27 protein-coding genes are annotated in these 22671 nt (G+C 67.7%); 16 read left to right on the top strand and 11 right to left on the bottom strand.

Annotation, left to right across the window (positions count from 1 at the left end):
* A complete protein-coding gene (gene ypfJ, locus ACLIIZ_RS05565; protein WP_416691129.1) occupies positions 1 to 870 on the top strand; it encodes a KPN_02809 family neutral zinc metallopeptidase in 870 nt (289 codons plus the stop codon).
* 1 nt (position 871) lies between these two features.
* The gene (locus ACLIIZ_RS05560; RefSeq protein WP_416691128.1) at positions 872 to 1408 is read left to right on the top strand and encodes a protein disulfide oxidoreductase; all 537 of its coding nucleotides are present in this window, start codon (positions 872 to 874) and stop codon (positions 1406 to 1408) included.
* Between the two features lie 3 nt (positions 1409 to 1411).
* Here the strand turns inward: ACLIIZ_RS05560 and ACLIIZ_RS05555 are convergent, their stop codons facing one another.
* From ACLIIZ_RS05555 to ACLIIZ_RS05540, 4 genes are read right to left on the bottom strand one after another with little or no spacing between them, the layout of a single operon-like run.
* On the bottom strand, positions 1412 to 2719 hold the full coding sequence (locus tag ACLIIZ_RS05555; RefSeq protein ID WP_416691127.1) for an ATP-binding cassette domain-containing protein: 1308 nt from the start codon (positions 2717 to 2719) through the stop codon (positions 1412 to 1414).
* A 10-nt stretch (positions 2720 to 2729) separates the two neighbouring features.
* Positions 2730 to 3491, bottom strand: coding sequence for an ABC transporter ATP-binding protein (locus ACLIIZ_RS05550; RefSeq protein ID WP_416691126.1), 762 nt, complete (start codon positions 3489 to 3491; stop codon positions 2730 to 2732).
* Position 3492: 1 nt separating this feature from the next.
* The gene (locus tag ACLIIZ_RS05545; RefSeq protein ID WP_416691125.1) at positions 3493 to 4425 is read right to left on the bottom strand and encodes a branched-chain amino acid ABC transporter permease; all 933 of its coding nucleotides are present in this window, start codon (positions 4423 to 4425) and stop codon (positions 3493 to 3495) included.
* A gap of 2 nt (positions 4426 to 4427) precedes the next feature.
* A complete protein-coding gene (locus ACLIIZ_RS05540) occupies positions 4428 to 5303 on the bottom strand; it encodes a branched-chain amino acid ABC transporter permease (RefSeq protein ID WP_416691124.1) in 876 nt (291 codons plus the stop codon).
* A gap of 345 nt (positions 5304 to 5648) precedes the next feature.
* Between ACLIIZ_RS05540 and paaG the strand changes: the two genes are divergently transcribed.
* The 4 genes from paaG (at position 5649) to ACLIIZ_RS05520 (ending at position 8377) form a co-directional block, all read left to right on the top strand.
* The gene (paaG, locus tag ACLIIZ_RS05535) at positions 5649 to 6443 is read left to right on the top strand and encodes a 2-(1,2-epoxy-1,2-dihydrophenyl)acetyl-CoA isomerase PaaG (protein WP_416691123.1); all 795 of its coding nucleotides are present in this window, start codon (positions 5649 to 5651) and stop codon (positions 6441 to 6443) included.
* An 84-nt stretch (positions 6444 to 6527) separates the two neighbouring features.
* Complete coding sequence (paaI, locus tag ACLIIZ_RS05530; RefSeq protein ID WP_416691122.1) at positions 6528 to 6998, top strand: hydroxyphenylacetyl-CoA thioesterase PaaI; 471 nt, start codon at positions 6528 to 6530, stop codon at positions 6996 to 6998.
* Between the two features lie 24 nt (positions 6999 to 7022).
* A complete protein-coding gene (locus ACLIIZ_RS05525; RefSeq protein ID WP_416691121.1) occupies positions 7023 to 7235 on the top strand; it encodes a hypothetical protein in 213 nt (70 codons plus the stop codon).
* Entirely contained in the window at positions 7232 to 8377 is a 1146-nt protein-coding gene (locus ACLIIZ_RS05520) for an ABC transporter substrate-binding protein (RefSeq protein ID WP_416691120.1), read from the top strand. Before ACLIIZ_RS05525 ends, ACLIIZ_RS05520 begins: the two co-directional genes overlap by 4 nt.
* Positions 8378 to 8615: 238 nt before the next feature.
* Here ACLIIZ_RS05520 and paaX read toward each other — a convergent pair whose 3' ends face one another.
* The gene (gene paaX / locus ACLIIZ_RS05515; protein WP_416691119.1) at positions 8616 to 9536 is read right to left on the bottom strand and encodes a phenylacetic acid degradation operon negative regulatory protein PaaX; all 921 of its coding nucleotides are present in this window, start codon (positions 9534 to 9536) and stop codon (positions 8616 to 8618) included.
* A 175-nt stretch (positions 9537 to 9711) separates the two neighbouring features.
* On the opposite strand from paaX, the gene ACLIIZ_RS05510 reads away from it, so the two are divergent.
* Entirely contained in the window at positions 9712 to 10542 is an 831-nt protein-coding gene (locus ACLIIZ_RS05510; RefSeq protein ID WP_416691118.1) for a peptidoglycan DD-metalloendopeptidase family protein, read from the top strand.
* 9 nt (positions 10543 to 10551) lie between these two features.
* On the opposite strand, the gene ACLIIZ_RS05505 is transcribed toward ACLIIZ_RS05510, so the two are convergent.
* Positions 10552 to 11238: a DUF3334 family protein gene (locus ACLIIZ_RS05505; protein WP_416691117.1), complete on the bottom strand. Its 687-nt coding sequence runs from the start codon at positions 11236 to 11238 to the stop codon at positions 10552 to 10554.
* A 95-nt stretch (positions 11239 to 11333) separates the two neighbouring features.
* Here ACLIIZ_RS05505 and ACLIIZ_RS05500 point away from each other — a divergent pair, with 95 nt between their 5' ends.
* A complete protein-coding gene (locus tag ACLIIZ_RS05500) occupies positions 11334 to 11651 on the top strand; it encodes a hypothetical protein (protein WP_416691116.1) in 318 nt (105 codons plus the stop codon).
* On the opposite strand, the gene ACLIIZ_RS05495 is transcribed toward ACLIIZ_RS05500, so the two are convergent.
* Positions 11642 to 12004 carry a RidA family protein gene (locus ACLIIZ_RS05495; protein ID WP_416691115.1) on the bottom strand — a complete coding sequence of 121 codons (363 nt, stop codon included), beginning with the start codon at positions 12002 to 12004 and terminating at the stop codon, positions 11642 to 11644. The genes ACLIIZ_RS05500 and ACLIIZ_RS05495 overlap by 10 nt on opposite strands.
* A 307-nt stretch (positions 12005 to 12311) precedes the next feature.
* On the opposite strand from ACLIIZ_RS05495, the gene ACLIIZ_RS05490 reads away from it, so the two are divergent.
* A complete protein-coding gene (locus tag ACLIIZ_RS05490; protein ID WP_416691114.1) occupies positions 12312 to 12899 on the top strand; it encodes a hypothetical protein in 588 nt (195 codons plus the stop codon).
* Here ACLIIZ_RS05490 and ACLIIZ_RS05485 read toward each other — a convergent pair.
* Positions 12892 to 14223, bottom strand: a complete 1332-nt coding sequence (locus ACLIIZ_RS05485) for an ATP-binding protein (protein ID WP_416691113.1) — start codon at positions 14221 to 14223, stop codon at positions 12892 to 12894. The two genes, ACLIIZ_RS05490 and ACLIIZ_RS05485, sit on opposite strands and share 8 nt — an antisense overlap.
* A 1-nt stretch (position 14224) precedes the next feature.
* Positions 14225 to 14956, bottom strand: coding sequence for an osmolarity response regulator transcription factor OmpR (ompR, locus tag ACLIIZ_RS05480; protein WP_416691112.1), 732 nt, complete (start codon positions 14954 to 14956; stop codon positions 14225 to 14227).
* Between the two features lie 193 nt (positions 14957 to 15149).
* On the opposite strand from ompR, the gene ACLIIZ_RS05475 reads away from it, so the two are divergent.
* The 7 genes from ACLIIZ_RS05475 to ACLIIZ_RS05445 all read left to right on the top strand — a co-directional run bounded on the left by ACLIIZ_RS05475 (position 15150) and on the right by ACLIIZ_RS05445 (position 20783).
* Positions 15150 to 15671: a hypothetical protein gene (locus tag ACLIIZ_RS05475; RefSeq protein ID WP_416691111.1), complete on the top strand. Its 522-nt coding sequence runs from the start codon at positions 15150 to 15152 to the stop codon at positions 15669 to 15671.
* A gap of 10 nt (positions 15672 to 15681) precedes the next feature.
* Positions 15682 to 15990, top strand: coding sequence for an EF-hand domain-containing protein (locus ACLIIZ_RS05470; RefSeq protein ID WP_416691110.1), 309 nt, complete (start codon positions 15682 to 15684; stop codon positions 15988 to 15990).
* A gap of 80 nt (positions 15991 to 16070) precedes the next feature.
* On the top strand, positions 16071 to 17207 hold the full coding sequence (locus tag ACLIIZ_RS05465; RefSeq protein ID WP_416691109.1) for an efflux RND transporter periplasmic adaptor subunit: 1137 nt from the start codon (positions 16071 to 16073) through the stop codon (positions 17205 to 17207).
* On the top strand, positions 17208 to 17897 hold the full coding sequence (locus ACLIIZ_RS05460; protein ID WP_416691108.1) for an ABC transporter ATP-binding protein: 690 nt from the start codon (positions 17208 to 17210) through the stop codon (positions 17895 to 17897).
* Positions 17884 to 19092, top strand: a complete 1209-nt coding sequence (locus ACLIIZ_RS05455) for an ABC transporter permease (RefSeq protein ID WP_416691107.1) — start codon at positions 17884 to 17886, stop codon at positions 19090 to 19092. Before ACLIIZ_RS05460 ends, ACLIIZ_RS05455 begins: the two co-directional genes overlap by 14 nt.
* A gap of 1 nt (position 19093) precedes the next feature.
* The gene (locus tag ACLIIZ_RS05450) at positions 19094 to 20293 is read left to right on the top strand and encodes an ABC transporter permease (protein WP_416691106.1); all 1200 of its coding nucleotides are present in this window, start codon (positions 19094 to 19096) and stop codon (positions 20291 to 20293) included.
* 52 nt (positions 20294 to 20345) lie between these two features.
* Positions 20346 to 20783, top strand: coding sequence for a MaoC family dehydratase (locus ACLIIZ_RS05445; RefSeq protein WP_416691105.1), 438 nt, complete (start codon positions 20346 to 20348; stop codon positions 20781 to 20783).
* Positions 20784 to 20859: 76 nt separating this feature from the next.
* Here ACLIIZ_RS05445 and ACLIIZ_RS05440 read toward each other — a convergent pair whose 3' ends face one another.
* Positions 20860 to 22221 (bottom strand): pseudouridine synthase, encoded by a 1362-nt coding sequence (locus ACLIIZ_RS05440; RefSeq protein WP_416691104.1) that lies wholly within the window; start codon positions 22219 to 22221, stop codon positions 20860 to 20862.
* Positions 22218 to 22562: an FKBP-type peptidyl-prolyl cis-trans isomerase gene (locus tag ACLIIZ_RS05435; protein WP_028994363.1), complete on the bottom strand. Its 345-nt coding sequence runs from the start codon at positions 22560 to 22562 to the stop codon at positions 22218 to 22220. Before ACLIIZ_RS05435 ends, ACLIIZ_RS05440 begins: the two co-directional genes overlap by 4 nt.
* Positions 22563 to 22671 lie beyond the last annotated feature (109 nt).

Raw genomic sequence — 22671 nt, 5'->3', positions numbered from 1 at the left:
ATGCGCATGGACGACTACCGGGAAAGCGACAACGTCGAGGACCGCCGCGGCGGCGGTGGCGGCCTGTCTTTCGGCGGCGGCCGGCTCGGCCTGGGCAGCATCGCCATCGCGCTGGTCGCCAGCTACTTTCTCGGCGTCAATCCGCTGACCGTGCTCAACCTGCTCTCCGGCGGCGGCATGCCGGTCGTCCAGCAGCAGGCGCCGGCGCAGCGCCCGCCGGCCAACGACGAGACGGCGGTATTCGTCTCGAAGGTGCTGGCGTCGACCGAGGACACCTGGAACGCAGCCTTCCGCGAGATGGGCAAGCACTACAAGGAACCGCGCCTGGTGCTGTACACCGGCGTCACACCGACCGCCTGCGGCACCGGCCAGGCGGCGATGGGGCCGTTCTACTGCCCGGGCGACCAGAAGGTATACATCGACCTCGCCTTCTTCCGCGAACTGCGCGAGCGCTTCCACGCCCCCGGCGAATTCGCCCAGGCCTACGTCGTCGCCCACGAAGTCGGCCACCATGTGCAGCACCTGCTGGGCATTTCCGACCAGGTGCATCAGGCGCAGCAGCGGGCGAGCGAAGCGCAGGCCAACGCGCTGTCGGTGCGCCTCGAACTGCAGGCCGACTGCCTGGCCGGCGTCTGGGGCAAGCGCACCGACAGCATGGCCCAGGTGCTCGAACCGGGCGACGTCGAGGCCGCGCTGACCGCCGCCTCGGCGATCGGCGACGACCGCCTGCAGCAGCAGGCGCAGGGCCGCATCGTCCCGGACAGCTTCACGCACGGCAGCTCGGCGCAGCGCATGCGCTGGTTCCAGCGCGGCTTCGACAGCGGCGACTTCAAGCAGTGCAACACCTTCGACAAGAACACGAGGCTCTGAGATGAGCGCCGACGCAAGCCGCAAACCGCCGCGCTGGCGCCGCTGGGCGCTGGAGATCGCCATCTTCGTCGCCGCCTTCCTCGCCTTCCAGGCCTGGCAGTTGCGCGACACGGCGCGCGGACCGGCACCGCAATTCGCCGGCATGCAGACCGACGGCCAGGCCTTCGACCTCGCCGCCTGGCGTGCCGCCCATCCGGGCCAGCCGCTACTGATCTATTTCTGGGCTGAGTGGTGCCCGATCTGCAAGACCACCGCCGGCAGCGTCGACAGCATCGCCGCCGACCATCCGGTGATCACCGTCGCCACGCAAAGCGGGGATGGCGCGGCGGTTGCCCGCTTGATGGCGGAAAAGGGCTACCGCTTCCCGACCCTGGCCGATGCCGACGGCCGCATCATGCAAGCCTACCGCCTGCCCGGCACGCCGGGCTTCGTCGTGCTGGCGCCGGACGGCAGCATCCGCTTCGTCTCGGTCGGTTACAGCAGCGAGCTCGGCCTGCGCCTGCGCCTGTGGTGGGCCGGCCTCGGCGCCACCACCTGAACCCTACATGCCGAGGTAGGCGGCGCGCACCTGTTCGTTGGCGATCAGCGCCTGGCCGGTGTCGGTCAGCGTCACGGCGCCGGTTTCCAGCACGTAGCCACGGTCGGCGATGGCCAGCGCGGCGAAGGCGTTCTGCTCGACCAACAGGATGGTCATGCCCTGCGCCTTCAGCGACTTGACGACGTTGAAAACTTCCTCGACCAGCAGGGGCGCCAGACCCATCGACGGTTCGTCGAGCAGCAGCATCTTCGGCCGCCCCATCAGCGCGCGGCCGATCGCCAGCATCTGCTGCTGACCGCCGGACAGCGTGCCGGCCGGCAGGTGGCGCTTTTCCTTGAGGATGGGGAACATCGCGAAGACCTTGTCGAGGTCACCCTCGACCTGCGCCTTCGGCTGCGTGAAGGCGCCCAGGCGCAGATTGTCCTCGATCGACAGCGGGCCGAACACCTGCCGCCCTTCCGGGCTCTGGCAGATGCCGCGGCGCACGCGCTGGTCGGCGCGCGAGTTGGTGATGTCGTCGCCGTTGAAGAAGACGCGTCCGGCGCTGATCGGCTGGACGCCCGACAGGGCGCGCAGGAAGGTGGTCTTGCCGGCGCCGTTGGCGCCGACCAGGGCGACCAGTTCGCCTTCGCGCACTTCGAGGTCGATCCCCTTGAGCGCCTTGATCCGCCCGTAGCAGCTTTCCAGGCCGCTGACGCGCAGCATGATGTCGCCGGCCACGGCATGCGCCGCCGGCTCCAGGTCGCCGCCGCTGTGCGCGCCGAGGCCAACCGATTCCGGCGCCAGGCTGGCGATGCGGTGGAAGAGCTGGCGATACTCGACGCGCGCCTGTTCGCCGAACACCGGATCGGCGTTGTCGAGGAAGGCGCGGTCGATGCCCCCCCAGTCCTCGGGCAGGAGCACTTCGCGGGCGAGCGGCATGGCGTCCTTTTCCTCGGTCCGGATGTGCGACTTCAGGCTCTCGGCGAAGATGCGCAAGTTGCCGGCGAATTCGCCCGGCGCGCTGGCCGGTGCCGCCAGCTGGCGGCGCAGCGAACGGAGGATTTCCGGCCCGTTGCGGTGTTCGATCTGCAGGCGATCGAGCACCGCCGCCGCTTCCGGGCTGCGCTGGCGCAGCGCCGGGAACAGGTATTCGTCCTCCTTGGCGTGGTGGCAGGCGTCCATGAAGTGTTCGATGTAGTCGAACACCGAGTGGAAGAAGGCCGGATCGACCGGCTCGCCGGCTTCCATCTCGCCAGCGACGAGGTCGAGGGTGACGGCGATGCGCCACAGGTCCTGGTGTTCTTCGGTGATGATGCGCAATGCTTCCATGGCGTTTCCCTCAGGCATGCGTGCCGAGATAGGCGGCGATCACGTCCGGGTTGGCGCGCACTTCGGCGCCGCTGCCTTCGGCCAGTTTCTTGCCGTAGTCGAGGACGAGGATGCGATCGGACAGGTTCATGACCATCTTCATGTCGTGTTCGACGAGGACGACGGTGACGCCGGAATCGGCGATCTTGCGCACCAGCGCGTCGACCTCGATGGTCTCCTTGGGATTGAGGCCGGCGGCCGGCTCGTCGAGGAAGATCAGGCGCGGCTTCATGGCCAGCGCGCGGGCGATCTCCAGGCGCTTGAGGGCGCCGTAGGACATCGCGTCGGCGCGCGCCGCGACGTACTGGCCGAGGCCGACGAAGTCCATCAGCTGCGCCGCCTCGGCGCGCAGTTCGCGGTCGCGTCGGCGCAGCGAGGGCAGGCGCAGGGCCGCCTTGAACGGGTTGCGATCGAGGCGCAGATGGGCGCCGACCATGACGTTCTCGATGGCGCTCATGTTCATGCAGATCTGCAGGTTCTGGAAGGTGCGGGCGACGCCGCGCCGCGCCAGTTCGCTCGGCGCGCGGCCGTGGATGGCCTCGCCGTCGAGACGGATTTCCCCGCTGGTCGGCTTGTACACGCCGGTGATCAGGTTGAACAGCGTCGTCTTGCCGGCGCCGTTGGGGCCGATTACCGAGTAGACGATGCCGGCGTCGATGTCGAAGCTGACGTTCTGCACCGCCTTGACGCCGCCGAAATGGATCGACAGGTTGCGCACTTGCAGCAGGCTCATCTCATTCCCCCTTGCCGAAGCGCGCCGCCAGCGTCGGCACCAGACCGCGCGGCAGGAAGATCATGCACAGCATCAGGATGGCGCCGAAGGCCACCGTCTCCCAGCCCTCGAAGGTGGCCAGCGCCTGCGGCAACGCGGTGAGCAGGACGGCGCCGACGACCGAGCCGTAGACCGAGGCCATGCCGCCGATGACGACCATGGTCACCAGTTCGATCGAGTGGAAGAAATCGGCGTAGGCCGGGCTGATGAAACCGATGTAATGCGCCGAGATGCTGCCCATCACGCTGGCCGAGAAGGCCGACATGACGAAGATCGCCCCCTTGTAGCGGGCGACGTCGACGCCGACCACCTGCGACGCCACCTCGGAGCCGTGCAGCGCGCGCAGGGCGCGGCCGAAGGGCGAATCGATCAGGTTGAGCGAGGCCCAGACGGTGACCAGCAGCAGCGCGGCGACCACCCAATACCACTGGCGGTCGTTGCTGATCTCGATGCCGAACAGCGCCATCGCCGGCACCGCCATGCCGTCCGGGCCGCCGGTCCATTGCGCCTCATTGCGCAGCGCGATGTTGATGATGATGCCCAGCCCGAGCGTCGCCATCGCCAGGTAATGCCCCTTCAGCTTGAAGATCGGCCGCGCCACCAGCGCCGCCAGCAGCGCCGAGGCGACGGCGCCGGTGAGCAGGGCGAGCAGCGGATGCCAGCCGAAATGGGTCGGCAACACCGCCGAGGCGTAGGCGCCGATGCCGAGAAATCCGGCGTGGCCGAGGCTGATCTGGCCGGCAAAGCCGATCAGCAGGTTGAGACCGATGACGATGATGGCGTTGATCGCCATCCGTACCGCGAGGTCGAGGTAGAAGCTGTTGGGCAGCACGAAGGGCAGCACGGCGAGAACGACGGCGAGCAGCCCGAGGCCGAGAAATGGGGTCTTTTTCATGCTTACACCCGGTCGGTCGATTTGCCGCCGAACAGGCCGCGCGGCATGAAGAACAGGATGAGCAGGATGAGGACGAAGGGAATCGCGTCCTTGTACGCCGACGAAATGTAGCCGGCGCCCATCGCCTCCAGAATGCCGACCAGCAGGCCGCCGACCACCGCGCCCAGGCCGTTGCCCAGCCCGCCGACGACGGCGGCGACGAAGCCCTTGAGGCCGAGCATGATGCCGACGTCGTAGGAAGTCAGGGTGATCGGCGTGATCAGGATGCCACCGAGCGCGCCGAGCGCCGCCGACATGGCGAAGCTGAGGAAGAGCACCCAGCTCGTGTTGATGCCGACCAGTTCGGCCGCCGTCCGGTTGAACGAGGTGGCAAGCATCGCCTTGCCCTGCAGCGTACGGTTGAAGAAGTACCAGAGGCCGGCCACCACCAGCGCGGTGATGCCGAGCACCCAGAGGCTCTGCGGCAGCAGCGTGGCGCCGAGAATCTCGATCGGCGCGTCGCCGGAGAACGCGGGCAGGCTGAAGGTATTCTTGCCCAGCCAGACCTGGACGATGCCGCGAATGACCAGCGAGGCGCCGATGGTGATGATGATCAGCGTCACCGTCTCGGCGCCCTTGACCGGCTCGATGGCCAGCTTCTCGACCAGGACGCCGACCACCGCCGGCACCAGGACGGCGAGCAGCAGCACGACCGGCAGCGGCAGCCCCATCTGCGCGAAGAAGACGGCGAGCATGCCGCCGAGCATGATGAACTCGCCTTGCGCGAAGTTGATGACGTTGCTGGCGTTGTAGATCAGCGTGAAGCCGAGGGCGGCCAGCGCGTAGGTGGCGCCGACGGTAACCCCGGAAAACAGGAATTGCAGGAACTGGGCGAGCATCAGCATCCCCCTGCCCGCAGGCCGGTCATTTTCATTGTTCTCTCCTCCAATAGCCCCACATTGTCTAGGGCGAAGACCCAAGTTGGCAACCGGAACGGCGGCGTTTTGCATGGCCCGGCGGGCAAGCCCCGTCGCCTCGGGCGGACGGCGGAAAGCCGGGTCCGGCGCCGTCGTCCGCAAGGGCAACGGCACGATTGCCAGCGCGCGCTGTTACCACATCGGCACGCATGCATTAATCTACGACACCGCTTCCGCCGTCCCGCCGCCGGCAGCAACCCAATAGAACCGAGTGCTGCGCCAGTCCCCACGTGGGCTGCGCTTGCTGCACTACTTGAGGAGAACCGAATGAACTTCCAGACCATTGCCTTTTCCGTCAGCGACGGCATCGCCCGCCTGACCCTGAACCGCCCCGACAAGCTGAACAGCTTCACCGGCGAAATGCACGCCGAACTGCGCGTCGCGCTCGATCACGTTCAGGCCGACCACAGCATCCGCGTGCTCGTCCTCAGCGGTGCCGGCCGGGCTTTCTGCGCCGGCCAGGACCTGGCCGACCCCGACATGCAGGCAATCAACGGCCAACTGCCGGACATCGGCAACGTCGTCGAGAAGAACTACAAGCCGCTGGTGCTGCGTCTGGAGAACCTGCGCGTGCCGACCCTGGCCGCGGTCAACGGCATCGCTGCCGGCGCCGGCGCCTCGCTCGCGCTGGCCTGCGACCTGGTTGTCGCCACGCAGTCGGCCTCCTTCCTGCAGGCTTTCTCGAAGATCGGCCTGATCCCCGATACCGGCGGCACCTGGTTCCTGCCGCAACGCGTCGGCATGGCCCGCGCCATGGGGCTTGCCCTGCTCGCCGACAAGCTGCCCGCAGCCAAGGCCGCCGACTGGGGGCTGATCTGGGAATGCGTTGCCGATGACGCCTTCGTTGCCCGCATCGACGCGCTCGCCGCCCAGCTTGCCGGCATGCCGACCAAGGCGCTGGTGCGTACCCGCCAGGCAATGCACGCTGCCCCCGGCCATACGCTGGAACAGCAGCTTTCCTATGAAGGCGGCTTCATGCGCGAACTCGGCTGGAGCCCCGACTACGCTGAAGGCGTTGCCGCTTTCATGGAAAAGCGCGCACCGAAGTTCAGCGGAAACTGAACATGGCGACGCTTCCCCGGACGACGCTCTGCACCGGGGGCTGGACGCCCATCCAGCAAGCCATTTTTACCGGAAAGCCCCGCCATGACCGAACCCCAACTTGACGCAAATGAAGCGCAAGCCCTCGCCGAAGCCACCGCCGCCGCCATGTACGCCCGCGATGCCGCAGCCCAAGCGCTCGCCATCCGCATCGTGCGCATCCAGCCGGGCGCCGCGCTACTCACGATGACGGTCCGTCCCGACATGGTGAACGGCCACCACATCTGCCATGGCGGGATGATCTTCGCACTCGCCGACACGGCTTTCGCCTACGCCTGCAACAGCCACAACCGGAATACCGTCGCCGCAGCCTGTCATATCGATTTCCTTGCCCCCGCCCGCCAGGGCGAAACGCTCGAAGCGGAGGCCATCGAGCGTTCGGCAGCCGGACGCACCGGCGTTTACGACATCACCGTGCGGAACGCCGCCGGCACCACCATCGCCCTCTTCCGGGGCAAGAGCTACCGCATCGCCGGCGAGGTCATCGGCGGACTGCAACAGTCCGACCGGATCTGACCCCAGCCAGGCAGGAAGATCGTCATGACCGGCGCAATGACGACCGGCCATCCGTTCGGCATGAGCGAGACTTCCCCGATGCCGACGGCCACTGACGCGTCAAAAATGACGCAACAAACGCAGTGCCCTGTGTACCATGTGCGTCGGCGTCTGACAGGACATCGCAATGATGCGGCGAACATGTCAAAACCCGCTGTACACGACAACAATCATCTCAAGGAGGAGACCCACCCATGAAGACCAGCCTGAAACGAATCGTTGCCGGAGCCGCCCTGGCTTGTGGCGCCCTCGCGGCTGTTGCCGCCGAGCCGATCAAGATCGGCTCCGTACTCTCGGTCACCGGCCCCGCCGCCTTTCTCGGCGACCCGGAACTGAAGACGCTGCAACTCTACGTCGCCGAGATCAACAAGAAGGGTGGCGTCCTCGGCCGCCCGCTCGAACTGGTGCATTACGACGACGGCAGCGATGCCGGCAAGGCCAACGGCTTCACCAAGCGGTTGATCACCGATGACCAGGTCGACATCCTGGTTGGCGGCACGACCACCGGTTCGACCATGTCGGCCGCCCCGCTGGTCGACAAGGCCGGCATTCCCTTCGTCTCGCTGGCTGGCGCCGTGGTCATCATCGAGCCGGTCAAGAAGTTCGTCTTCAAGACGCCGCACACCGACCGCATGGCGGCCGAAAAAGTCTTCGCCGACATGAAGAAGCGCGGCCTCAGCAAGGTTGCCCTGCTCTCCGAAACCTCCGGCTTTGGCGCCTCCGGCAAGAAGGAAACCGAAGCGGTGGCCGGCAAGTACGGCATCACGCTGGTCGCCAACGAAACCTACGGGCCGAAGGATACCGACATGAGCCCGCAACTGACCAAGATCAAGAACACGGCCGGCGTCCAGGCGGTCTTCGTGTTCGGCCTCGGGCAGGGCCCGGCGATCGTCACCAAGAACTACAAGCAACTCGGCATTGCCCTGCCGCTCTACCAGTCGCACGGTGTCGCCTCCGACGAATTCCTGAAGCTGGCCGGCCCGGCCGCCGAAGGCGTCCGTCTGCCGTCGCCGGCCCAGCTGATCCCGGAAAAGCTGCCCGCCAACGACGCCCAGAAGCCGGTCGTCACCGCCTACGCCAACGCCTACAAGGCGGCCTACAAGACCGACGTATCGACCTTCGGCGGCTACGCCTACGACGGCCTGATGCTGGCGGTCGACGCGATCAAGCGCGCCGGCAGCACCGACAAGGCCAAAGTGCGCGACGCGCTCGAAGCGACCAAGGGCTTCGTCGGCACCAGCGGCACCTTCAACATGTCGGCGACCGACCACATGGGGCTCGACCTCTCCGCCTTCCGCATACTGGAAGTGAAGAACGGCGACTGGACTCTGGTTCAGTAAGGCATTCCTCACCCACTGCTTGTTGACTGCACTTCAGGCCGCCCGGAACCGGGCGGCCTTTTCTTTTGCCGATTCTTTGATCTGCCCCCAGGAGCTCGGCGACATCCAGGGCAAGGTGGGTCAGATCCGTGGCACGCCAGGGTCGGGGCGACGAAGGGTTTTCCGCCCCCGGGGCAAAGAAACACCCAGGGTCATGCCACCGTTCAGGCGCCATCGGGAGGCGCTCCGACGGCCAACGTCAGGCGAGCGGATCGTCCTGGCTGAAGCGGCGGGCCAGCGTGCCGTCCTCGACTGGCACGCTGCCGTCGGCAACGCACAGCATGGCATCGAGGTGGCGCGACGAGGCGGCTTCCAGCCGCTTGTAGATTTCCTTGCACAGCAGGCGCGCCTGCTGCCCCGGCCACTGCGCAGGCAGCAGCACTTCCGGCAATTCCGGGTCGCGCAGCAGCATGCGCCGGTAATCGTGGATCAACAGCAGACGGAGCAGGAAGGCGTCCTGATCGGCCAGATCGAGCGAGGCATCGCGCTGCAGTTCATCGAGCACCGGCTGGTAACGATCGACGAAATGGCCGTAAGCCCCGGACAAGGCGTCGAGATTCCAGGCCCGGGCGACCAGGTCGGCGTCGCTGGCCGACGCCGCCGAACGGGCATCGGCAGCGAACAGCGGCAGCAGCGCGCCGAGCGCGTCGGCCAGACCTTCGGCGAGCAGCGCGTCGAGCACGGTCGACAATTCCGCCCCGGGGTGCACGAAACATTCGCCGCCGAGCACGCCGAAGCCCTGCCAGAGCAGCGCGTTGCGCACCTGCTCGCGCTCCTTCGGCGCCAGCTCGCCGACCACCAGGATCAGCCGCCAGCGGCGGTCCCAGAGCGGCGCCCGCGATGCGTAGATGTGGCGGGCGGCTTCCGCGAAACGCCGACGGCCGGCCGCGGTCAAGGCATAATCGGCACGCCGGCCGAGGGGTTCGGTGCGCAGCCACTCTTCCTTGACCAAGCGAAAAACCGAAGTGCGGATCAGGCGCTCGTTGAGGTCGAGCGGTTCGAGCAGACGAATCAGGCTGCCCAGCCAGATCTTGCCGCCGCGCGGCAGCACGGCGTCACCGAAGGCGGTGATGATCAGCGAACCGGCCTGAACGCGACGTTTTTGCCGGAAATCGGCCAACCTTTGTTGTATTGCATTGCCCACAGAATCATAATCCTGTCAAAGCAGCGGCAAAAAAAGCCGGAACTGGATTGGGAATTGCCCATCTTATCCGATCCATGCCCATCATTCCAAATGACTTTTTGGAAACCCTGGCAATAGATCAGCCGCCACAACCAAAAACCAGAACAGAGACGTGACACAAATTTCATTCATCAAAAAATTAATCTGTATTGCTTTTACCCTCAGCAGCCCGCTCGCGCCGGCAGCACTACCGGAACAACACCCGGTTCCCGGCGGCATCGCCGTCATCGACCTCGGCGACAGCGAACAGCCGGCGCCGCGCGCCTTCCTGGGCAAACAACGGCTGGCGGTGGTCGCCGAGGGTGGGCGCTGGCACGTGCTGGTCGGCATTCCGCTCGACACGCCGCCGGGAACGCAGGCGATCCGCGTCGAAACCGGGAGCGGCGCGGCACAGCGGGAATTCACCGTCGTCCCCTGGACTTACGGCGAGCAGCGGCTACGCCTGCGTAACCGGCGCCAGGTCGAACCGACGCCTGAGGATCTGCGTCGCATCGAACGCGAACAGGCTCACACGGCGGCAATCAAGGCGACTTTCAGCACCACCGCGCCGGACAGCGACTTCGCCCGGCCGAGCCAGGGCCGCCTGTCGTCGCGCTTCGGCCTGCGCCGCTTCTTCAACGGCCAAGAGCGCCTGCCGCACAGCGGCCTCGATTTCGCCGCCCCCGCCGGCAGCCCGGTGCTGGCGCCAGCGGCAGGCAGCGTGGTGGACAGCGGCAATTATTTCTTCAACGGCAACACCATCTTCCTCGACCACGGCCAGGGGCTGATCAGCGCTTACATGCACCTGTCGCGCATCGACGTCGTGGTCGGCCAGCGCGTCGAGCGTGGCCAGCGGCTGGGCGCGGTTGGCGCCAGCGGCCGCGCCACCGGACCGCACCTGCACTGGACGGTAATCCTCAACGCGACGCCGGTCGACCCGCTGCTCTTTCTCGAACGCCGCTGAGCCGGCGTATCACATGCCGAGCGAGCGCAGCAGATCGTCGTGCTCGCTGCTCCCCGTCGCGGCTTCCGGCGCCACGGCCGAGGCGGCGCCGGCTTCGGCGATCAGGGCATCCGGATCGGGAATTTCCTGGGCATCGAACTCGTTGATCTGGATGAACTCGGTGTGGTCGATCGCCAGTTCGAGGTAGAAGATGTTGTTGCGCGCGGTGTAGAAAGTGACGCGGCGCGCTTCCGGACGGTCGAGATTGGTATCGACGCTGAGGATCACCTGCTTGTTGAGGACCAGCATCTTCGGCTGGTTCTGGGTGATGTGGGTCTGCAGTTCGCGACCGATCTTGCCGGTGAAATTGCCGACGATCTGGTTCATCAGCTCGCCCATCACGTTGCTCACCTCGTCCGCGGTATGCGAGGTGGCCAGGTCGTCACGCGTCATTCCCATGCTGAGCAGGTAGCCCTCATAAATCTCCATCGCTGCCGCGGCCGAGAAATTGAGCACGACCAGCCCGGTAAAGCCGCCGTCGAACAGCACGAAACAGCCGATATCGGGTTTCAGGCAGGTCTTGGTGATGCGCTGGACCATGCCGGAATAGCGCACCTGGCTGCAGGTAGCGACGTTGAGCACGTCGGCCACCGAATTGCACAGACTGCGCAGGATGTCTTCGGTGCCGAAGACGACAGGCGAGATTTTTACGTTCATGATCGGGCAAGGCTGTGGAATGAAGCGTCGACTATAGCGCAGCGCCGCCCGGGCCGGGCTTGCGCGGCTTTCGCGGGACGGCGCATGATCCGCCCATGCGCCACATCGTCATCGAACTGCACACCGACGCCCCGGCCAAGCCGGCGGCGGGCGAACCGTGCACCGGCTGCGGCGTCTGCTGCGCGCTCGAGACCTGCCCGCTCGGCCGCCTGCGCTTCCTGCAGCGACGCGGCCCCTGCCCGGCGCTGCGCTGGTCGGCGGACGAGATGCGCTACCACTGCGGCCTGCTACGGACGCCGGCCGAGCATTTCCCCGCCCTTCCCACCGCCCTGGTGCCGTTCGCCGCCCGCCTCGCCGCCCGCTGGATTTCAGCCGGCAGCGGCTGCGACTGCGACGCCGACGTTCAGCCCTGAGCGACAGCCGCGGTGAGCGCGATCTCGACCCGGTATTCCGGCTTGGCCAGTCGCGCCTGCACGCAGGCCCGTGTCGGCGCGCAGCCTGCCGGCAGCCAGGCGTCCCAGACCGCGTTGACCGCGTCGTAATCGGCCATGTCGGCGAGGTAGAGGGTGGCCATCAACAGGTGGCGGCGATCGCTGCCGGCCTGCGCCAGCAGGCGGTCGACGCCGGCCAGCATGGAAGCGGCCTGGCCGGCGGCGTCGAGCGTGGTGTCGGCGGCGATTTCGACCAGATAGACGGTGCCGGCATGGACGACGCTGTCGGAATAACGCTGGCAGGTGCCGTGGCGCTGAATGAGAGTAGTGGACAAAGCGATCCCCAAAAGCAGGAAGCCCACGCGCGACTGGCATGGGCTTCGGTTTACAGCAACCCCGGCACGGCGGCTGGGGCAATCGGCGTTACGCCGAATCTGGAGTACTACACGGCAATCTCAAGAAAAACTTCCTGTGACAACGTCCATAGAATCTCCTGCAACGCAGCTTCGACTGCCACTGCATGCCCGGCTTGCTGCACACCTGACACGAGCCCAGATTACCACTTCGGCGGAAAAAACCAAGTAGTTATTTTCGCTGCGCGATCGGTCATAATCATGCGATTCGCTGCCGCCCGACCGGGACATGGACAACCTGATCAAGGATACCGCCACGCTGGAACTGTTCTGCTGGCTCGACCCCGGGGCCGAGCTGCCGGGTTGGGACAGCCTGCGCGGCAGCCCCTTCGGCGCCACCCTCTCGGCGCCCGAAGGCGGTGCGCCAAGCGCGGGCGACCAGTTGCTGTCGGTGCAGAACTACTTCGCCGAGTACCACCTGGAGTATTTCCGCCAGCGCCGCTACAGCCATTTCCCGAGCCGCCTGCACGCGCTGCTGCAGTTCGCCACGCGCACCGACGCGATGACCTACCGCTTCAAGCACCCCGACCGCGTCTTCGGCAAGAACCTGTCGTGTTCGCAGACCAAGGGCGCCTATATCTGCTCCTTCCACGATGCGAGCTGGCTCGATTACCTGCGCCTGCCACACAGCCTGTCGCTCGCTGCGCTCGACGAAGTCGCCGACCACTACTGGTCGGGACGTACCGTCGAGGAAATCGGCCTCACCTTCATGGACGAGCCCTGGCAGGAACCTCCGGTGATCGAGGCGCTGTTCCAGGGGGCGCTGGAACCGGTGTGGGGCCACGCACAATCGGGCTGGCTGCCCGGCTTCAGGTAGTCAGCGGCAGCGCGACGCTGACCCGCAGGCCGGGTTTGCCGTCGCCACGCGCCAGGAGTTCGAGCGTACCGCCGTGCAAATCGACGATACGGCGGACGATGGCCAGGCCGAGACCGGTTCCCGGCTTGCCGGCACGCGCCGCGTCGGCGCGCACAAAAGGCTGCAGCAGGCGCTCTACATCCTGCGGCGGGATACCGGGTCCGTCATCGCAGACCTCGATCCGGCACCAGCCGCCATCGACACGGGTAACCAGTGCAACCTCGCCGCCACCGTACTTGCGCGCGTTGTCGAGCAGGTTGAACAGTAGTCGGCGGATCGCCTTTTCGCGCACCGGCAGACTGACCGCCGCCCCCAGTTGCAGATGCGGCGCCACACCGTCGGCGCTGAAAGCCGCCGCCACCGCGCCGACCAGGGGATCGACTGGCTGAAGAGTCGCCACTTCGTCGTCGCCGATGCGGGCGAAGGCGAGGAACTGGTCGAGCAGACCGTCGATCTCTTCGATCTGCCGCCCCATCTGCGCGAACAGTGCCGGCTCCAGCCTGGCCTCCGAAATGTCCAGCGCCAGGCGCAGCTTGGTCAGTGGCGTGCGCAGGTCGTGCGAGACACCGGCCAGCATCACCGCGCGCTCGCGGTCGAGGGCGGCGAGATCGTCGGCGAGCTGGTTGAAGCTGGCGGCGACGGTGGCGATTTCCTGCGGCCCGTCGTCGGCCAGGCGCGGCGGTCGCTCGCCCTTGCCCATGACCTGCGCCGCCTCGACCAGGCGGGCGAGCGGCCGGTTGATGCGGCGCGAGATGCCGACCGCGCCGAAAATTGCCAGCAGCGTCGCCGCCGCCGACAGGCCGAGGAACAACCAGGGCGCCACCGGCAGCAACTGGCCGCCGCGCAGGGTTACCCAGTAGGGATCGTCGCCGATCAGGATGCCGACCCAGATGCTGCGGTCGCTCGCCTGCCAACGGACGATCTGCGCCCGCTCGCCGAGCGCGACGCGCAGGCGGCGCAGGAAGCCGCGCACGGCGACCGAGTCCGGCTCATCGAAACCGGCGAATTCAGTGCGGTCGAGCGGCAACGCTGCGGCCGGCAGAACGCGGAATTCGTCGCCGACGTTCATCGCCGCCAGGAAAGCCTGGCGCGGCCCGTCTTCCAGTCGCGCCGCCGCCTGCTGTATCGCCTGCACCTGTTGCGCGGCCAGCCCGGCAAGGCGGACGGCGCGCGGTTGCTGCACGGCGAAAACGAAAACCAGCGCGCTGATCAGTTGCCCGAGCAGGATCAGGGCGACCAGCAGCAGCAGGTTCTGGCGGAACAGCGAGCGCGGCAGCCAGCGCATCTCAGTCCTCTGCCCCGGGATCGGCGACGAAGACGTAGCCGACGCCCCACACCGTGCGGATATGGCGCGGCTGTGCCGGATCGTCCTCGATTGCCTTGCGCAGGCGCATCACCTGGACGTCGATGCTGCGGTCGAGCGCGACATGGTCGCGGCCATGCGCCAGTTCGAGCAGGCGTTCGCGCCCCAGCGGACGTCCGGCGTTGGCAACCAGGGCGCGGAGCAAGGCGAACTCGGTGCTGCCCAGGGGCACCGGCTGACCGTCGCGCAGCAGGCTGCGCGTTGCCGCGTTCAGTTCGCAGCGGCCGAAGCGCAGCACTTCGTCGGCCGGGCGCGCGGTGCCGCCCAGCGTCATGCGCTGGCGGCGCAGCAGGGCCTGGATGCGGGCGAGCAGTTCGCGCGCGGTGAACGGCTTGGCGAGATAGTCGTCGGCGCCCATTTCAAGGCCGATGATGCGGTCCACCGGGTCGCCTTTCGCGGTCAGCATGATGATCGGAATCGTCTCGCCAGCCGCGCGCAGGCGCCGGCAGATGCTGAGCCCGTCCTCGCCGGGCAGCATCAGGTCGAGGATGAGGAGGTCGAAACGTTCGCGCGTCAGCAGGCGGTCGAGCTGCGCCGGTTCGCCGATGGCGCGCACGCGCAGCCCCTGCTCGCCGAGATAGCGCTGCAGCAGGGCGCGCAACTCGGCTTCGTCGTCGAGGATGAGGAGCGAAATGTTTTCCGGGGCGGCTGACATGGCGGCATTGTCGCAGCCCGCTGCCGCGCCGTCAGCCCGCTCCCCCGGCAATCGATGTCAAACCATGTCAACGGGCGGCGACCGACACGAACTGTGACAAAGGCGCCCGTCGTCGACATCGACGGCAAACAACTGCTGCCCAGAATGACAGCCATGCCGCAAGACTGCGGCCCCATCAGCCAAGGAGATCATCATGCACCATGCTTCCCGCCCCCTGTTCGCCCTCGCCTGCACCACCGGCGCCCTGCTGGCCGCACTCGCCGCAACCCCTGCCGAAGCCGGCGGCCGCCTCGCCGTCCGTGGCCATGACGGCGCCGCCGTCGGTGCCGTTCGCCATGGCCCGAACGGCGGCGGCTTCGCCCGCGGTCGCGCCATCGCTGGCGACGGCCAGGGCAATGGCCGCCTGGTCAGCGGCGGCGCCTTCCGCGGCCCGAACGGCGGCAGCGGCGCCCGCGCCGGCGAAACGACACGCGCCGCCGACGGCAGCCTGACCCATCGCAGCGGCTTCCAGGCGAGCAATGCCAACGGCAGTGTCAGCAGCCAGGGCAGCGCGACGCGCAGCGCCGACGGCGAGATCACCCAGTCGCGGACGACGACGGCTACCGGCACCGCCGGCAATACCTACAACGGCAGTACCAGCTACAGCAAGGAAACCGGCGTCGTCCACAGCGGCAGTTGCACCGACGCTGCCGGCGCCGCCATTCCCTGCCGCTGAGGAGAAGGCCATGAAATCCGGAATCGCTGCCACCCTGCTGCTCGCCCTGCTCGCCGCACCCGTCCTGGCGCAAGTCAACGACGGCAAGCGCGAACAGTTCCGCGAACGGGCCGGCGCCAAGCTCGCCGAACGTTTCCGGCAGGCCGATGCCAACGGCGACGGCCGCCTGACGCGCGACGAAGCGAAAGGCAAGATGCCCCGCGTATACGAGAACTTCGCCCGCATCGACAGCAGCGGCAAGGGCTACGTCAGCGAGGACGAACTGCGCCGCTTCGCCGCCGAACAGCTTGCCGAACGACGGGGAGCTGCGGGTTCCTGAATTCCACCCGGGCCTTGCCTTGATCTTGGGGCGGGTTCACGGGACCATCACACACTGAATCCGCCACCGATCGGCCTGCCATGCGTCGTCTCGTCATCGCTCTTGTCGTCATAATCCTGCTCGGCGCCGCCCTCTTCGCCCTCACCCGTCCGCAGCCGCTCGCCGTCGTCGTCCATGAGGTCGGCCGCGGCAAGGTCGAGGCGACGCTCGCCAACACCCGCGCCGGCACGGTCGAGGCCTGCCAGCGCACCAAGCTGTCGACGATCATGGGCGGCCGCATCGAGTACCTCGGGGTCAAGGAAGGCGACCGGGTCGAGAAGGGCCAGTTGCTGATGAAGCTGTGGAACGACGACCAGCAGGCGCAGGCGAATCTGGCGCAGACGCAGATCGCGCTCGCCGCGCGGCGCAGCGACGAGGCCTGCATCGCCGCCGCCAACGCCGAGAGCGAAGCGAAGCGCCAGGCCGACCTGCGCGCCCGCGGCTTCGTCTCGCCGAGCAAGGAAGAGGCCGCCCGCACCGAGGCGGCGGTGCGCCGCGCCGCCTGCAACACCAGCAAGGCCGACGTCGCCCAGGCCGAAGCGAAACTCAAGGCGACGCGCGTCGAGCAGGGCCGCGTTTCGCTCTACGCCCCCTTCGCCGGCACCGTCGCCAAGATCGTCGGCGAACTGGGCGAATATTCGACGCCGTCGCCGCCGGGCGTGCCGACGCCACCGGCAATCGACCTGATCGACGATTCCTGCCTCTACGTCAAGGCACCGATGGACGAGGTCGACGCGCCGAAGATCGCCGCCGGCCAGCCGGTGCGCATCACCCTCGACGCGCTGCCCGGGCAGTCGCTGCCGGGCAAGGTGCGGCGCGTCGCACCTTACGTCTCGGCGGTCGAGAAGCAGGCGCGCACGGTCGACATCGAGGTCGATTTCGAAAAACCGGAACAGGCAGCCAAGTTGCTGGTCGGCTACAGCGCCGACGTCGAGATCATCCTCGCTGGCCGCGACAAGGTGCTGCGCATCCCGACCGCCGCGCTGCAGGAGGGCGGCCAGGTGCTGGTGCTGAAGGACGGCACACTCGAAGCGCGGCCGGTGAAGACCGGCCTGTCGAACTGGGAATACGCCGAGGTGCTCGACGGCCTGCAGGAAGGCGAACAAATCGTCACCTCGCTCGAGCGGGCCGGCGTCAAGGCCGGGGTCAAGGCGGTCGCCGACAGCGCGGCGAAATAGATGGCGCTGATCGAACTCGCCGGCATCGAGCGCCGCTTCCAGCTCGGCGACACCACGGTCAAGGCGCTGGCCGGCATCGACCTGACGATAGACGCCGGCGAGTACGTCGCCGTGATGGGCCCGTCCGGCTCCGGCAAATCGACGCTGCTCAACCTACTCGGCCTGCTCGACCGCCCCGACATCGGCCACTACCGGCTGGAAGGCCGCGACGTGACGACATTGAGCGCCGACGAGCAGGCGAAGGTGAGGAGCGCGCGCATCGGTTTCGTCTTCCAGAGCTTTCACCTGGTGCCGCGGCTGACCGCCGCCGAGAACATCGCGCTGCCAATGACACTGGCCGGCATCGCCCCGGCCGACCGGGCGCGGCGGGTGACGGCGGCGCTCAAGGATTTTGGCCTCGACCACCGTGCCGACCACAAGCCGGACCAGCTCTCCGGCGGCCAGCGCCAGCGCGTCGCCATCGCCCGGGCGACGATCATGCAGCCGCCACTGATCCTCGCCGACGAGCCGACCGGCAACCTCGACCGCCATACCGGCGAAGACGTCGTCAACTTGCTCGAAGCGCTCAACGCGCGCGGCGTCACCCTGATCGTCGTCACCCACGACCCCGGCATGGGCGAGCGCGCCCGCCGCCGGCTGGTGATGGAAGACGGCCGCCTGCAATCGGACAGCGCCGGTGCGCCCGGCTGACATCCTGCGCTTCGCGCGCGACGCGGCCGCCGGCTACCCGCTGCGCACGACGCTGTCGGTGCTGGCCATGGCCATCGGCGTCGCCGCCGTCGTGCTCCTCACCGCGCTCGGCGACGGCGCGCGGCGCTACGTGGTCGGCCAGTTCTCGTCGCTCGGCACCAACCTGGTCATCGTCCTGCCCGGCCGTACCGGCACCGGCGGCTTCAACCCGGCCACCGCGATCACCAGCACGCCGCGCGACCTGACCATCGCCGACGCCCAGGCGCTGCTGCGCGCGCCGGCCGTCCGCCGGGTCGGCCCGCTCGCCGTCGGCACCTCGGAAATCAGCGCCGGCGGGCGCCTGCGCGAAGTGATGGTGGCCGGCGCCAACCGAGATTTCTTCGCCATCCGCAATTTCGAACTGGCTCAGGGCGAGGCGCTGCCCGACGACGACTGGCAGCGCGCCGCGCCGGTGGTGGTGATCGGCGCCAAGGTGCAGGAAGAACTGTTCGGCCGCGAGCCGGCGCTCGGCCGCCTGGTCCGCGTCGGCGACCGCCGGCTGCGCGTGATCGGTATCCTGCGCCCGACCGGCCAGGGACTGGGCATGAACACCGACGAACTGGTCATTGTGCCGGTCGCCCTGGCCCAGGCGATGTTCAACTCGAACACGCTGTTCCGCATCCTGGTCGAGGCGCGCAGCCGCGAGGCAATTCCCGCCGCCAGCACGCAGGTTCTGGAACTCCTCAAACAGCGCCATCGCGGCGAGGAGGACGTCACCGTGATCACCCAGGACGCCGTGCTCGCCACCTTCGACAAGCTGCTCGGCGCGCTGACTCTGGCGGTCGCCGGGATCGCCGCGATCAGCCTGGCGGTGGCCGGCATCCTGGTGATGAACGTGATGCTCGTCGCCGTCACCCAGCGCACCGGCGAAATCGGCCTGTTGAAGGCGCTCGGCGCACCGGCGCGCACCATCCGCCTGGCCTTCCTGACCGAAGCGGCGATGCTGTCGGCGAGCGGCGCCCTGGTCGGCTACGGCCTCGGCGAGGCCGGCGCCTTCGCACTGCGCCAGCTGTTCCCGGTGTTCCCGGCCTACCCGCCGGACTGGGCGGTGATCGCCGGCCTGCTCACCGCGCTGTCCACCGGCCTGCTCTTCGGTTTCCTGCCGGCTCGCCGCGCTGCCCGGCTCGACCCGGTGCAGGCGCTGATGAAGCACTGACATGCGGCTTTCCGACGCCATCTCGCTGGCCAGCCGCGCCGTCACCGCGCAGCGCCTGCGCAGCTTCCTGACCCTGCTCGGCATCGCCGTCGGCATCGCCTCGGTGATCCTCCTCACCTCGATCGGCGAAGGCATCCACCGCTACGTTCTCGGCGAATTCACCCAGTTCGGCACCAACGTGATCACCGTCGCCCCGGGCAAGACGAAGACCGGCGGCGCGCCGTCCGGCCTGCCGTCGAGCGCCCGACCGCTGTCGCTGGACGACGCCAAGTCGCTCGAACGCCTGCCGCAGGTCGTCGCCGTCACCCCCAACGTGCGTGGCAACGCCGAGGTCGAGGGCAACGGGCGCACCCGGCGGACGTTGATCTACGGCGTCAATGCCGATTCGCGCATCGTCTTCCGGTCGACCATGCGCAGCGGCCAGTTCCTGCCCGACGAGGACCCGGCCAACGCGCGCGCCTTCGTCGTCCTCGGCAGCAAGCTGAAGGAGGAACTGTTCGGCGCCGACAATCCGCTCGGCCAGCGCCTGCGCATTGGCGGCCTGCATTTCCGGGTGGTCGGCGTGATGGCGCCGAAGGGGCAGTTCCTCGGCATCGACCTCGACGACACCGCTTTCATTCCGGCCGGCCGCGCCCAGGAGCTGTTCAACCGCGAAGGCTGCGACGAGATCAACCTGGCTGCCGCCGAGGGCGTGCCGGCGGCGCTGGTCGCCGAACGCATCCGCCGCCAGTTGATCGAGCGTCACGGCCGCGAGGACTTCACCATCGTCACCCAGGAGGAAATGCTGAAGACGCTGTCCAGCATCCTCGACGTGCTGACGCTGGCGGTCGGCGCGCTCGGCGGCATTTCGCTGCTCGTCGGCGGCGTCGGCATCGTCACCATCATGACCATCGCGGTCAGCGAACGGACCTCGGAAATCGGCCTGCTGGTCGCCCTCGGCGCCTCGCGGCGGACCATTCTCGGCCTTTTCCTCGGCGAGGCGGTGGCACTCTCGGCGCTCGGCGGCGCGCTCGGTCTGGCGCTCGGTTTCGGACTCGCCCAGGCAATCCATTTCGCGGTGCCGGCGCTGCCGGTGCATACGCCACTCAGCTTCGTCCTGCTCGCCGAAGGCATCGCCATCGCCATCGGGCTGCTGGCCGGCGTTCTGCCGGCACGCAATGCGGCGCGCCTCGATCCGGTTGCAGCATTACGGACAGAATGACGTGCTAGAGTGCTGCTTCCCAACCCAATAACAACCTGACAGGAGCCCAGCAATGTCGTATCACATCGACCAACTCGAACCCGGCATGTCCGCCAGCACCTCAAAGACCGTGACCGAAGCCGACATCATCCTCTTCGCCGGCATCTCGACCGACGTCAACCCGGCCCACCTCGACGAGGAATACGCCAAGGGCACGATGTTCGGCGGCCGTATCGCGCACGGCATGCTGTCGGCCGGCTTCATTTCGGCGGTGCTCGCCAACAAGTTGCCCGGACCGGGCACCATCTACCTGTCGCAGACGCTGAAGTTCAAGGCACCGGTGCGCCCGGGCGACACCGTCACGGCGACGGTGACGGTCAAGGAAGTCAATACCGCGAAGAACCGCGTCACGCTCGACACCGTGTGCACGGTCGCCGGCAAGACGGTGATCGAAGGCGAATGCATGATGATGCCGCCGGTTCGCGCCGCCGCTCCGACCGGTACGGCCTGAGACCCTTACACCAATGAAAAACGCCGGCGGGGCGACCCGGCCGGCGTTTTTTTATGGGCGTTGCGTCACGGCAGCGTCAGAATGCCTCGTCGTCGCGCAGGAAGCGCCACTGCCCCATGGGCAGATCGCCCAGGCGGATGCGACCGATGCGCACGCGCTTGAGGCCGATCACTGTCAGCCCGACCTGCTCGCACATGCGACGGATCTGCCGCTTCTTGCCTTCCTTGAGGATGAAGTGCAGCTGGTCCTCGTTCAGTTGCTTGACCCAGGCCGGCTTCAAAGGCTTGCCGTCGAGTTCCAGACCGTGCCGGAGCAGGTCGAGGCCGCCCTTGATCATCTGCCCGGAAACACGCACCAGGTATTCCTTTTCCGCTTCGCTGTCTTCGCCGATCAGGCGTTTGGCGACGCGACCGTCGCTGGTCAGCACCAGGAGACCGGTCGAATCGATGTCGAGGCGGCCGGCCGGCGCCAGGCCGCGCAGCATCCACGGTTTGAATTCGGGCCCGCCCGACTGCGGCAACTGGTTTTCCGCGGTAATCAGGGTCACCGCCGGAATGCAGCCCGGTTCCGGCTGCCCGGAAACGTAGCCGACCGGCTTGTGCAGCAGGATCGTCACCGCCTTGGCCTGATCCTTCTTGGCTTCTGTCGATATTTCGATGCGCGCGTCGGGGTCGATCCGCGAACCCAGTTCGCTGACCTGCACGCCATCGACAAAAACCCAGCCGCGCTCGATCCAGAGGTCGGCTTCGCGCCGCGAGCAAAGGCCGCGCTCGGACATCACCTTGGACAGGCGGACGCCGCTCGGCGCCTCAGCACTGGCGACGACCGCTGGCGGCGGGCTGGCGGGCCGCTCGGCACCCTCTGGCCGCGGCGGACGCGCACCGGCGTTGCCGCGCGGCGCCTCGCTGGCTGGCTTGCGGGCCCAGGGATTTTCCCCGGTCGGGCGACGATCCCGGTTCTGCCCGTCCCTGCCTTGCCCGAATTTTTCCTGACGCCCGCCATCCGGCCGACGCTTCTCCTGCCACTCCCCGCCCGGGCGTTCCTGGCGCGGCTTGGCGGCGGTCGGACGCCCACCTTCCGGACGCGCGCCTTCGCGTTGCCGCGGCGGCGCAGCCGGGGTCTCACGCGGCTTGCGAGCCAGGGCACCGCCGCGCACCGGGCGCTTGCGGCCGGTGGTTTCGCTGCCTGGCTTCTTGAGCACACCGAGCGTCCCCGTCGGCGGCGTTGGCGCTACGTCATCCCGCGCCTCGACCGGCGCCGCGGGTTTTGCCGGGGCACTTGCCGCCACCGGCGTCTCCGGCGTCTCCGGCGCGGCGGCCGGCTGCGGTTTGACTGGCTTAGGCGTCTCTATCGGCGCAACTGCGGCGGACGGCTTGCGGTCGACCGCATCGTCTGCCGGCTTGCGCCATTTGGCCCAGGGATCGTCCGGCTGGGTCATTGCAGATCGAGGAGCTCGACCTCGAAGACCAACGTGGCGTTCGGCGGGATGACGCCGCCAGCGCCACGGGCGCCGTAACCGAGGTGCGCCGGAATGGTCAGCTTGCGTGTGCCGCCGATCTTCATGCCCTGGACGCCTTCGTCCCAGCCCTTGATAACATGGCCCTGGCCGAGCGGAAACTGGAAGGGATCGTTGCGATCCTTGCTCGAATCGAACTTGCTGCCGTCGGTCAGCCAGCCCGTGTAATGCACGGTGACGAAAGCGCCGGCGGCGGCGACGGCGCCGCTGCCTTCGACGGTGTCTTCGTAGATCAGGCCGGAGGCCGTGGTGATTTCAGCCATGAGATGCTCCTTTGCGAAAGCGCGAAATTCTAGCACAAGCCATTGATAGCCTTTGACTTTCATGAACTTCTGCGTATAATGCGCGGTTCTTCGTAGCACCCTTAGTTCA

The organism is Azonexus caeni, assembly GCF_048146105.1.
In the GTDB taxonomy this organism is placed as follows: domain Bacteria; phylum Pseudomonadota; class Gammaproteobacteria; order Burkholderiales; family Rhodocyclaceae; genus Azonexus; species Azonexus aromaticus_B.
The sequence above is the reverse complement of the archived record's forward strand: the minus strand, read 5'-3'. Positions and strand labels throughout refer to the sequence as shown.

Excerpts from the sequence above, each read along its gene's own strand:
- ypfJ (WP_416691129.1), top strand. The coding sequence starts at position 1 with ATGCGCATGGACGACTACCGGGAAAGCGACAACGTCGAGGACCGCCGC.
- ACLIIZ_RS05560 (WP_416691128.1), top strand. The coding sequence starts at position 872 with ATGAGCGCCGACGCAAGCCGCAAACCGCCGCGCTGGCGCCGCTGGGCG.
- ACLIIZ_RS05555 (WP_416691127.1), bottom strand. The coding sequence starts at position 2,719 with ATGGAAGCATTGCGCATCATCACCGAAGAACACCAGGACCTGTGGCGC.
- ACLIIZ_RS05550 (WP_416691126.1), bottom strand. The coding sequence starts at position 3,491 with ATGAGCCTGCTGCAAGTGCGCAACCTGTCGATCCATTTCGGCGGCGTC.
- ACLIIZ_RS05545 (WP_416691125.1), bottom strand. The coding sequence starts at position 4,425 with ATGAAAAAGACCCCATTTCTCGGCCTCGGGCTGCTCGCCGTCGTTCTC.
- ACLIIZ_RS05540 (WP_416691124.1), bottom strand. The coding sequence starts at position 5,303 with ATGCTCGCCCAGTTCCTGCAATTCCTGTTTTCCGGGGTTACCGTCGGC.
- paaG (WP_416691123.1), top strand. The coding sequence starts at position 5,649 with ATGAACTTCCAGACCATTGCCTTTTCCGTCAGCGACGGCATCGCCCGC.
- paaI (WP_416691122.1), top strand. The coding sequence starts at position 6,528 with ATGACCGAACCCCAACTTGACGCAAATGAAGCGCAAGCCCTCGCCGAA.
- ACLIIZ_RS05525 (WP_416691121.1), top strand. The coding sequence starts at position 7,023 with ATGACCGGCGCAATGACGACCGGCCATCCGTTCGGCATGAGCGAGACT.
- ACLIIZ_RS05520 (WP_416691120.1), top strand. The coding sequence starts at position 7,232 with ATGAAGACCAGCCTGAAACGAATCGTTGCCGGAGCCGCCCTGGCTTGT.
- ACLIIZ_RS05505 (WP_416691117.1), bottom strand. The coding sequence starts at position 11,238 with ATGAACGTAAAAATCTCGCCTGTCGTCTTCGGCACCGAAGACATCCTG.
- ACLIIZ_RS05500 (WP_416691116.1), top strand. The coding sequence starts at position 11,334 with ATGCGCCACATCGTCATCGAACTGCACACCGACGCCCCGGCCAAGCCG.
- ACLIIZ_RS05490 (WP_416691114.1), top strand. The coding sequence starts at position 12,312 with ATGGACAACCTGATCAAGGATACCGCCACGCTGGAACTGTTCTGCTGG.
- ACLIIZ_RS05485 (WP_416691113.1), bottom strand. The coding sequence starts at position 14,223 with ATGCGCTGGCTGCCGCGCTCGCTGTTCCGCCAGAACCTGCTGCTGCTG.
- ompR (WP_416691112.1), bottom strand. The coding sequence starts at position 14,956 with ATGTCAGCCGCCCCGGAAAACATTTCGCTCCTCATCCTCGACGACGAA.
- ACLIIZ_RS05475 (WP_416691111.1), top strand. The coding sequence starts at position 15,150 with ATGCACCATGCTTCCCGCCCCCTGTTCGCCCTCGCCTGCACCACCGGC.
- ACLIIZ_RS05470 (WP_416691110.1), top strand. The coding sequence starts at position 15,682 with ATGAAATCCGGAATCGCTGCCACCCTGCTGCTCGCCCTGCTCGCCGCA.
- ACLIIZ_RS05465 (WP_416691109.1), top strand. The coding sequence starts at position 16,071 with ATGCGTCGTCTCGTCATCGCTCTTGTCGTCATAATCCTGCTCGGCGCC.
- ACLIIZ_RS05460 (WP_416691108.1), top strand. The coding sequence starts at position 17,208 with ATGGCGCTGATCGAACTCGCCGGCATCGAGCGCCGCTTCCAGCTCGGC.
- ACLIIZ_RS05450 (WP_416691106.1), top strand. The coding sequence starts at position 19,094 with ATGCGGCTTTCCGACGCCATCTCGCTGGCCAGCCGCGCCGTCACCGCG.
- ACLIIZ_RS05445 (WP_416691105.1), top strand. The coding sequence starts at position 20,346 with ATGTCGTATCACATCGACCAACTCGAACCCGGCATGTCCGCCAGCACC.
- ACLIIZ_RS05440 (WP_416691104.1), bottom strand. The coding sequence starts at position 22,221 with ATGACCCAGCCGGACGATCCCTGGGCCAAATGGCGCAAGCCGGCAGAC.
- ACLIIZ_RS05435 (WP_028994363.1), bottom strand. The coding sequence starts at position 22,562 with ATGGCTGAAATCACCACGGCCTCCGGCCTGATCTACGAAGACACCGTC.